Annotated in this window: 1 protein-coding gene; it reads left to right on the top strand. The window is 68.9% G+C overall.

Annotation, left to right across the window (positions count from 1 at the left end):
- Nucleotides 1-19: 19 nt before the first annotated feature.
- Nucleotides 20-669: lytic murein transglycosylase (locus ACFWI9_RS34805; RefSeq protein WP_387169431.1), on the top strand; the 650-nt coding region annotated here is incomplete at its 3' end.

Here is a 669-nt window from a genome sequence, read left to right as displayed (position 1 = left end):
CGTTCCGAAGTGCCAGGGCATGCGCTGGCAGGTCCTCGCCGGGATCGCCAAGGTCGAGTCGAACCACGCCATCGGCCACAATATCGCCGCCAACGGCGACATCCGACCCAAGATCTACGGGGTTCTCCTCAACGGCTCCGGTGCTGGCGGCAACACCACCGCCGTCGCGGACACCGACGGCGGGACGTGGGACGGCACGGCGCAAGGAGAGCGCGCGGTCGGACCGTTTCAGTTCCTGCCCTCCACATGGGAGAGCGTCGGCAAGGACGGCAACGGCGACAAAACCGCGGACCCGCACAACGCCGATGACGCCGCCCTCGGCGCCGCCGTCTACCTGTGCGGAGGCGGCCGGGATCTGACGCAGGGTGCGCAGCTCAAGGCCGCGATCCTGCAGTACAACCACTCCAACGCGTATGTGGCCAACGTGCTGGGGTGGATCGCCCAGTACACGGCGGCCGCCAAGGACCCGGACCTGGCGAACGTCACGGGCACGGTCCGCACCGTCATCGAGGCCGCGCTCTCCCAGCGGGGTGTCCCCTATTCCTGGGGCGGCGGCAATGCGAACGGCCCGTCGTATGGCATCTGCTGCTCGCCGAGCGGCAAGAGCGGCACGGGCATCAAGGGCTTCGACTGCTCCGGGCTGACCCAGTACGCGTACGCGAAAGCCGG

The sequence above is a fragment of the Streptomyces sp. NPDC127084 genome (genome assembly GCF_042724175.1).
Classification (GTDB): domain Bacteria; phylum Actinomycetota; class Actinomycetes; order Streptomycetales; family Streptomycetaceae; genus Streptomyces.
This window is presented reverse-complemented; position numbering and strand designations above follow the sequence as displayed.